The sequence below is a fragment of the Kocuria coralli genome, from assembly GCF_008831305.1.
Classification (GTDB): domain Bacteria; phylum Actinomycetota; class Actinomycetes; order Actinomycetales; family Micrococcaceae; genus Kocuria; species Kocuria coralli.
Genome location: NZ_ML708659.1, coordinates 1 through 399, shown reverse-complemented (window position 1 = coordinate 399; position 399 = coordinate 1). Strand labels below are relative to the sequence as shown.

Sequence of the window (399 nt, the reverse complement as noted above, 5' to 3'; positions counted from 1 at the left end):
TGGCCGTGGGTGGAGCGGTGGATCACCAAGGACAACCGGGTGCACAACATCCTCGACCGCCCCCGCAACGCCCCCACCCGCACCGGTGCCGGCGTGGCCGCGATCGTGTTCTACGGCGTGCTGATGATCGCCGCCACCGGTGACTTGATCGCGACGCACTTCCACCTGGCCGTCAACGACGTGATCTACATGCTGCGGTTCCTCTTCTTCTTCGGACCCGCCATCGCCTTCATCATCACCCGACGCATCTGCCTCTCCCTACAACGCAAAGACCGCGAGATCGTGCTGCACGGCCGCGAAACCGGCCGCGTCCAGCAACTACCCCACGGCGAATTCATCGAAGTCCACGAACCCCTCGACGAATACCACCGCTACACCCTGGTCTCCTTCGAAGACCGC

Annotated in this window: 1 pseudogene; it reads left to right on the top strand. The window is 63.9% G+C overall.

Annotated elements, in window-relative coordinates:
• Positions 1 to 399, top strand: a pseudogene (locus FCK90_RS15230) (cytochrome bc1 complex cytochrome b subunit); the annotation flags it as partial.